Below are 7,543 nucleotides of genomic sequence, written 5' to 3'. Positions count from 1 at the left end.
CCCTCCTCCTCCGACGGCGCGCCCCCCTTCCACCGGATCGATTGGCGGGCCTTCGGCCTGGACGGCGCGGGGGAGGCGGCGGCCTCCACCTACCACTGCGTAGAGGACGGCTGGTATCTCCAGCTGCCCGAGTCCTGGGTGGGCCGGGTGGAAACGGAGCGCAGCGGCGTGGGCGGCGACGCCAGCGTCACCTTCTACATGCTGAACGAGGAGGGCGTCCGGGACGCGGCCATTCTGCGCATCACCNCCCNCACCNGCACGGGCCGGGAAATCCGGGCCGCCCGGGGAAGCCGCTTCCCCCTCAGCCGCCAGTCCGACGTGATTTACACCGCCGAGCTGCCGGAGATCCCGCCCTGGGATCAGGCCATGACGGCGGAGGAGGTCCGGGGGGCCTTCAGCCTCATCGCCCGGGAGTGGATACCCGGGGACAACTGAGGCGCATACTGTTGAAAGGAACGGACGCCATGAAGAAAGTGTTGGTTTTAGAGGACGAGGCCAGCATCCGCGGCTTTATCGTCATCAACCTCCGCCGGGCCGGCTACCACGTCATNGAGGCCGAGAGCGGCGAGGAGGCCCTGGAACGCCTCCACGAGAACCCGGACGCCCGGGTGGCTTTGCTGGACATCATGCTGCCGGGCATCGACGGCTTCGAGGTCTGCCGCCGCATCCGGGCCACCAACAGCCGGATCGGCATCATCATGCTCACCGCCCGGTCCCAGGAGATGGACAAGGTGACGGGCCTCATGACCGGGGCCGACGACTACGTGACCAAGCCCTTCTCCCCGGCGGAGCTCACCGCCCGGGTGGATGCTCTGGTCCGCCGCTCCGGCGGAGAGGAGCCCCCCCAGGTCACCGGAGAGCTGAGCCAGCCCCCCTTCCTGCTGAACACCCGGAACCGGACCCTGGAAAAAAACGGCCAGCGGATCAAGCTGACCCAGGTGGAGTATTCCATCATGCGGGTCTTTATGGAAAACCCCGGCAAGGCCCTCTCCCGGGAGGAAATTCTGGACATGGTGTGGGGCCGGGACTACTTTGGGGAGCTNAAAATCGTGGACGTGAACATCCGCCGCCTCCGGCTGAAAATCGAGGACAATGTCCAGAACCCCGCCTATATCACCACGGTCTGGGGCTACGGCTACAAGNGGGGGCTGTGACGGTATGGAAGAACAGGTGATGGAAAAGGAGCAGCGGTGGAAATCCCTCCGCCTGCGGGGCCTGCGGCAGCGTTGGATTTTCAACTCCATCCTCCCCATCGGGACCCTGCTGGTGCTGGTGGTGACGCTGTTCTCCGCGGGCGTTTCCAACTACTACTACGGCACCATGCAAAAGGGCCTGGAAACCCGGGCCCAGGCCCTGGCCAACTCCTTCAACGAATACTTTATGGACAATGGCTTTTCCAGCTATTATCAAAAGGCCGTCCAGTCCGCCGAGAGCTTCGAGGATAAAAACCGCATCGAGCTCCAGTTCATCGGCTCCAGCGGGCGCATCCAGGTTTCCACCTCCGGGCTGACGGCGGGGACCTACCCGGGTACCGACGACATCCTTCAGGTCCTCCAGGAAAACAAGATGACCCCCACGCCCTACCAGGGCCGGGACCTGGAGACGGGGGAGGAAATCCTGGCCGTGTCCTGTCCCCTGACCGTCAACGGCCGGGTGGTGGGCGTCATGCGGCTGGTGACCTCCCTGCGGTCCGTGGATCAGCAGGTGATGTTCGTGGTCCTGGCGATTTTCCTCATCGCCCTGGTGTGCATGCTGCTGGTGGTGTTTTCCAACCTCCTCTTTATCAACAACNGGGTGGAGCCTGNGGCGGTGGTGACGGAGGCGGCCAAGCGCATCTCCGCCGGAAGCTACGGCACCCGGATCGAAAACAAGTACTCCGACGAGCTGGGGGAGCTGGTGGACAACATCAACGACATGTCCCTGAAAATCAGCCAGAATGAGAAAATGAAAAGCGAGTTTATCTCCTCCGTCTCCCACGAGCTCCGAACCCCCCTCACCGCCATCAACGGCTGGGGGGAGACTATTCTGGACGACGGCCTCACCGACGACCCCGANCAGCTCCGCCGGGGCATCCGGGTCATCGTCAACGAGTCCAGGCGCCTGTCCACCATGGTGGAGGAGCTGCTGGACTTCTCCAAGATGGAGGACGGGCGCTTCACCCTCCAAATCGAGGACGTGGACCTCCAGGCGGAGCTGGAGGACGCCATCTTCACCTATCAGGAGCTTTTCCGCCAGGACGGCATCGCCCTGGAGTACCACCCCGGCGACGGAGACCTGCTNCCCCTTATCCAGGGGGATTCGGAGCGCCTGAAGCAGGTATTCTGCAACGTATTGGACAACGCCGCCAAGCACGGCGGGGCGGGCAGGCGGATCACCGCCTCCGTGAACCAGGAGGGAGGGCACCAGGTGGTCCGCATCCGGGACTTCGGCCCCGGCATCCCGGAGGAGGAGCTGCCCTTCGTAAAGCAGAAATTCTATAAGGGCACCTCCCGGGCCCGGGGCAGCGGCATCGGCCTGGCGGTCTGCGACGAGATCATCGGCCTCCACGGCGGGACCTTCTCCATCGGCAACGCCGACGGCGGCGGGGCGGTGGTGACGATTAAACTGCCGGTCCGGGCTTAAAGAGGGGACTTCGTCCCCCCTTTAGATTCCCCCCACCAGTTTGCGGACTGGTGACGCCGCCCAAGGCGGCTGGAGTATCGGAATTTTTGCGACGCGCATGTCGTCGCAAAAATAATTTTAAATCAAACGGAAGTTTGATTTTTCCGCGAACCTATGTTAGACTCTATACCAACCCAACAGAAAGGAAACTTCATGGCAGAAGAAAACAAATCCTGCGCCTTCCGCACCAGCATCGGCGGACAGGCGCTTATCGAAGGCATTTTGATGCGGGGCCCGGAGAAACAGGCCATCGTGGTCCGGGACCAGGAGGGGAATCTGGTGGAAAAGGTGGAGCCCCTGCGCTTCATCAAGGACCGCTACCCCATTCTGGGCCTCCCCCTGATTCGGGGGACGGTGAACTTCCTGGACTCCATGGTGGGCGGCGTGAAGGCCCTGATGTACTCCGCCGACTTCTACCCCGAGGAGGAGGCGGCGAAGCCCTCCAAATTCGAGCTGTGGCTGGAAAAGCACCTCTCCAGCAAAAAGCTGGAAAGCGCCGTGGTGGCCCTGGCGGTGGTGCTGGGGGTGGGCATGTCCGTCTTTCTCTTCATGGTCCTGCCCACCCTGCTCACCGGGGGCATCCTGCACTTCTTCCCCGGCTTCCCCTTCTGGGGTCGGAATCTGGTGGAGGGGCTTTTGAAGGTGCTCATCTTCATGGCCTACCTGATTCTCTGCTCCCGGCAGAAGGACATCTACCGGGTCTTCCAGTACCACGGGGCGGAGCACAAGACCATCTTCTGCTATGAGGCGGGCCTGCCCCTGACGGTGGAAAACGTCCGGGTCCAGCCCCGGCACCATCCCCGGTGCGGCACCAGCTTCCTGTTTGTGGTCATCTGCGTGTCCATCATTTTCTCCAGCATCTTCTTCGGCATCTGGCCCATCACCAACGCCTGGCTGCGGACGGCGGTGCATCTTCTCCTGCTGCCCCTGGTGGTGGGGGTGACCTACGAGTTCAACCGCTGGGTGGGGCGGCACGTCCAGGAGAGCCTCCTGGCGAAAATCCTGACGGCCCCGGGCATGTGGATGCAGAATTTCACCACCAACGAGCCGGACGACGGCATGATCGAGTGCGCCATCCGATNCCTGGAATTGGTATTACCCTCTGAAAAAGGAAAAGACACATGGTAAAGGGGTGAGTTCCCTTGGCGATAACCTATAATGACCTGTATTTGGATGTCCGCCAGCGGCTCCGGGAGAGCGGCGTGGAGGCTTCCACCCTGGAGGCCCGGGAGCTGGTGTGCTTCGGCACCGGCAAGAGCCGGGAGGAGCTCCAGCGGGACAGCCGCCTCTACGCCTCTCCGGAGCGGGAGGCCCAGGTCCGGCGGCTGGTGGAGCGGCGCATGGCCGGGGAGCCGGTGGCCTACCTCATCGGCGAGTGGGAGTTCTACGGCCTCCCCCTGGACATCTCCCAGGACGTGCTCATCCCCCGGGCGGACACCGAGGTGCTGGCCGAACAGGCCATCGCCTACATACAGACGCTGGGGGAATGCCGGGTGCTGGACCTCTGCGCCGGCAGCGGCTGCGTGGGCCTGGCCATCGCCTCCCAGGCGCCCCAGGCCCGGGTGGTGCTGGGGGAAATCGACGACAGCGCCTTAAAAATCTGCCGCCAGAACATCCGGCGGAACAGCCTCTCCGCGCGGGTCATGCCCATTCAGATGGACGCCCGGGAAAAGCCCGCCCGCTCCCTGGGGGAGTTCCAGTGCATTGTCAGCAACCCGCCCTACATCCCCACGGGGGACATCGCCGGGCTGGAAGCCTCCGTCCGGGACTACGAACCCCATATGGCCCTGGACGGCGGGGCGGACGGCATGGACTTCTACCGCTCCATTGCAGAACAGTGGAAGGAGGCCCTGACCCCCGGCGGGCGGATCTACTNTGAGGTGGNCATCGGCCAGGCGGACGCGGTGCTCCGGCTGATGCGGAGCCAGGGCTTCGGCGATTTGCAGATCATCAAGGACCATCATAAAATCCCCAGAGTGGTGCTGGGCACCCTCTGCCAGGAAATCTGAACAGGAGGAATTGTTATGGAAAAGAGGCTCTATAAAATCAACCGGGGCAAGATGGTGGANGGCGTGTGCGGCGGCATCGCCGAATACTTCGGGCTGGACCCCACGCTGGTGCGGCTGGCCTGGATCATCTTCTCCGCCATGGGCTGCAGCGGCATCATCGCCTANATCCTCTGCGCCGCCATCTTCCCCCGGGAGCCGGAGGAATTCTGATTTGTGTTTTAGAAAGCATTTCATAAATTATCTATATATCTGTTCGGGAGGAAATCAGCATGGCAAAGGATNAAGCGCCCCAGCCCACCGCGGCTCCGGCGGCGGACAAGAAAAAAGCCATAGACAGCGCCATGAGNCAAATTGAGAAAATGTACGGCAAGGGCTCCATTATGCGCCTGGGGGACCGGACGGCCCTGAATGTGGAGGTCATCCCCACAGGCTCCCTGGCCTTGGACGTGGCTCTTGGCATCGGCGGGCTCCCNAAGGGGCGCATCATCGAGATCTACGGGCCGGAGTCCTCCGGCAAGACCACCCTGGCCCTCCATGTNGTGGCCGAGGCCCAGAAGCAGGGAGGCGAGGTGGCCTTCGTNGACGNGGNGCACGCTCTGGACCCCACCTATGCCCACGCTCTGGGGGTAAAGGTGGAGGACATGCTGATCTCCCAGCCGGACACCGGCGAACAGGCCCTGGAAATTACGGAGGCCCTGGTGCGCTCCGGGGCCATTGACGTCATTGTAGTGGACAGCGTGGCGGCCCTGGTGCCCCGGGCGGAGATTGAGGGCGAGATGGGCGACAGCTACGTGGGCCTCCACGCCCGGCTGATGAGCCAGGCCCTGCGGAAGCTGACGGGCGCCATCGGCAAAACCAACACCATCGTCATTTTCATCAACCAGCTCCGGGAAAAGGTGGGCGTTATGTATGGCAACCCGGAGGTCACTACCGGCGGCCGGGCGCTGAAGTTCTACGCCTCCGTCCGCATCGACGTGCGGCGGATCGAGGCCATCAAAAACGGCAGTGAGCTCATCGGCAACCGGACCCGGGCCAAGGTGGTAAAGAACAAAATGGCGCCCCCCTTCCGGGAGGCGGAGTTCGACATCATGTACGGCGAGGGCATCGTCCGGGAAAGCGAGCTCATCGACCTGGGCGTGAAGCTGGATCTGGTGCAGAAGGCGGGCTCCTGGTTCTCCATGGGCGAAACCCGCATCGGCCAGGGCCGGGAAGCGGCGAAGAAGTACCTCCAGGAAAACCCGGAGATCCGGGACCAGCTGGAGGCGGACATCCGCAAGAACTTCGACAAGCTCATGAGCAACCAGGCCCGGGCCGCCGCCAAGGCCGCCGGGCGGGCCGTGGACGTCAGCGCCGACGACTTCGACGACTCCGGCAACTGACCATGCGGGTAGAGCGAGTAGAGGCGTCGAAGCATAAAAAAGGCCGCGTCCTGGTCTTTCTGGGGGACGGGGCCTGTCTGAAAATCACGGAGCAGGAGCTGCTGGACTTCGGCCTCCGCTCCGGGGACGAGCTGGACGAGGAAACCCTGAAGCGGCTGAAGGAGGCCGCCGGAGTCTCCAACACCCGGGCGGCGGCGGCGGATCTCATCGGCAAGCGGGCCATGAGCCGCCGGGATCTGGAGCGGAAGCTCCAGGAGAAGGGGGCCAGCGAGACGGAGGCCCGCTACGCCGCCGAGTGGCTGGAGGCCATCGGGGCTCTGNACGACGCGGAATACGCCGCCGCCCTGGTCCGGCACTCTTCCCGGCTGGGCTACGGCCCCGNCCGGNTGCGGGAGNAGCTCTATGAAAAAGGCGTCCCCCGGGAGCTGTGGGAGGACGCGCTGGAGGAGCTTCCCGCCGACGGCGGGCAGGTGGACGCGTTTCTCCGAAGCAAGCTCCGGGGCCGCCCGCCGGACGAGAAGGAAAAGCGGCGGCTGACCAATGCGCTGCTGCGCCGGGGCTTCCCCTGGGGGGAGGTTAAGGCCGCCTGGAGGNGGCTGGGGGAGGAAATGCAAGAGGATTAAAAATCTTCTAACAGCTGTACCATGAGCTGTGCGCNAAAACGGACGCCGCTATGAAAAGCCGCGTCCCGCTGTTCCAGGGCCAAGGCCTGTATTTCATGCTGGAAATCGTCAGCCGCCTTTGGCTCCAGCGCGTTCAGCCGGCGCAGAATGCGCTCCTCTGCAACCGTATAGGGCGCTTCCATGGGCATCTTGCCCCGCAGGCTGGTGAGGTCACCATATTGAAGTGCCGTCAAGATATCAAACATAATTGCATCCTCCTATTCAGCATACCTTTAAGTAGTATTATAATCCTACTTAAAGGTATAGTCAAGAGGTTTTTATGAAAACAGTCATTTTATTGAAAGACAGGGTTTATCAGCTTCGGAAAGCGGAGGGTCTTACCCAGCATCAATTGGGGGAGATTTTAGGGCTTACAAGTAAATCCATCAGCATGTTGGAAAGTGGCGGGCGCAGTACTACCATTGACAAGCTGGTAATTCTGGCGGANCATTTCCATGTCTCCACAGACTATTTAGTAGGCATTACTGACGACCCCACATGGCGAGGGGACCCTGAGGGAATGGCCTGACCAGGGGGTCAGGCCCCACAGGGTGGTCTATCGATAGAAAGGCAGTCCCGGAAAAAGGCGGATATCCACCCCCTACCACCAGATTAGCGGCAGCGAAAAGAGGAGCTGGTCCATTCGACAACCACCAAAACCCCCGCTCAAACTACGCCGCGGGCAGAAGACATGCGTACCCGGAGGAAGCACCTCTTGCGCGACCCCCGTCCCACGTCCCCCCGCGGGGGCGATCCTTCTTTTTCTCTTTTGGACCGTGCACGGCCCGTTTTCTCTTTTTCTTCTGGAAGAAAAAGAGAAAATGGGGGGTGC

At 62.5% G+C, this 7,543-nt stretch carries 8 protein-coding genes; all 8 read left to right on the top strand.

Features of this window, described 5'->3' with window-relative positions:
- Positions 1-464 precede the first annotated feature (464 nt).
- The 8 genes from JX325_RS10425 to JX325_RS10390 all read left to right on the top strand — a co-directional run bounded on the left by JX325_RS10425 (position 465) and on the right by JX325_RS10390 (position 7,240).
- Positions 465-1,154 (top strand): response regulator transcription factor, encoded by a 690-nt coding sequence (locus tag JX325_RS10425; RefSeq protein WP_204791074.1) that lies wholly within the window; start codon positions 465-467, stop codon positions 1,152-1,154.
- A gap of 4 nt (positions 1,155-1,158) precedes the next feature.
- Positions 1,159-2,622, top strand: coding sequence for a cell wall metabolism sensor histidine kinase WalK (locus tag JX325_RS10420; RefSeq protein WP_204791073.1), 1,464 nt, complete (start codon positions 1,159-1,161; stop codon positions 2,620-2,622).
- Positions 2,623-2,814: 192 nt separating this feature from the next.
- Entirely contained in the window at positions 2,815-3,789 is a 975-nt protein-coding gene (locus JX325_RS10415) for a DUF1385 domain-containing protein (RefSeq protein ID WP_204791072.1), read from the top strand.
- Between the two features lie 14 nt (positions 3,790-3,803).
- Positions 3,804-4,670: a peptide chain release factor N(5)-glutamine methyltransferase gene (gene prmC / locus JX325_RS10410; protein ID WP_204791071.1), complete on the top strand. Its 867-nt coding sequence runs from the start codon at positions 3,804-3,806 to the stop codon at positions 4,668-4,670.
- A 15-nt stretch (positions 4,671-4,685) separates the two neighbouring features.
- Complete coding sequence (locus JX325_RS10405; protein WP_204791070.1) at positions 4,686-4,880, top strand: PspC domain-containing protein; 195 nt, start codon at positions 4,686-4,688, stop codon at positions 4,878-4,880.
- Between the two features lie 59 nt (positions 4,881-4,939).
- Entirely contained in the window at positions 4,940-6,049 is a 1,110-nt protein-coding gene (gene recA, locus JX325_RS10400) for a recombinase RecA (protein ID WP_204791069.1), read from the top strand.
- Positions 6,050-6,051: 2 nt separating this feature from the next.
- Positions 6,052-6,672 carry a regulatory protein RecX gene (locus JX325_RS10395; protein ID WP_204791068.1) on the top strand — a complete coding sequence of 207 codons (621 nt, stop codon included), beginning with the start codon at positions 6,052-6,054 and terminating at the stop codon, positions 6,670-6,672.
- A gap of 319 nt (positions 6,673-6,991) precedes the next feature.
- Entirely contained in the window at positions 6,992-7,240 is a 249-nt protein-coding gene (locus JX325_RS10390; RefSeq protein ID WP_204791067.1) for a helix-turn-helix domain-containing protein, read from the top strand.
- Positions 7,241-7,543 lie beyond the last annotated feature (303 nt).

This window comes from Oscillibacter sp. CU971, from assembly GCF_905219725.1.
Taxonomy (GTDB): Bacteria; Bacillota; Clostridia; order Oscillospirales; family Oscillospiraceae; genus Oscillibacter.
The sequence above is the reverse complement of the archived record's forward strand: the minus strand, read 5'-3'. Positions and strand labels throughout refer to the sequence as shown.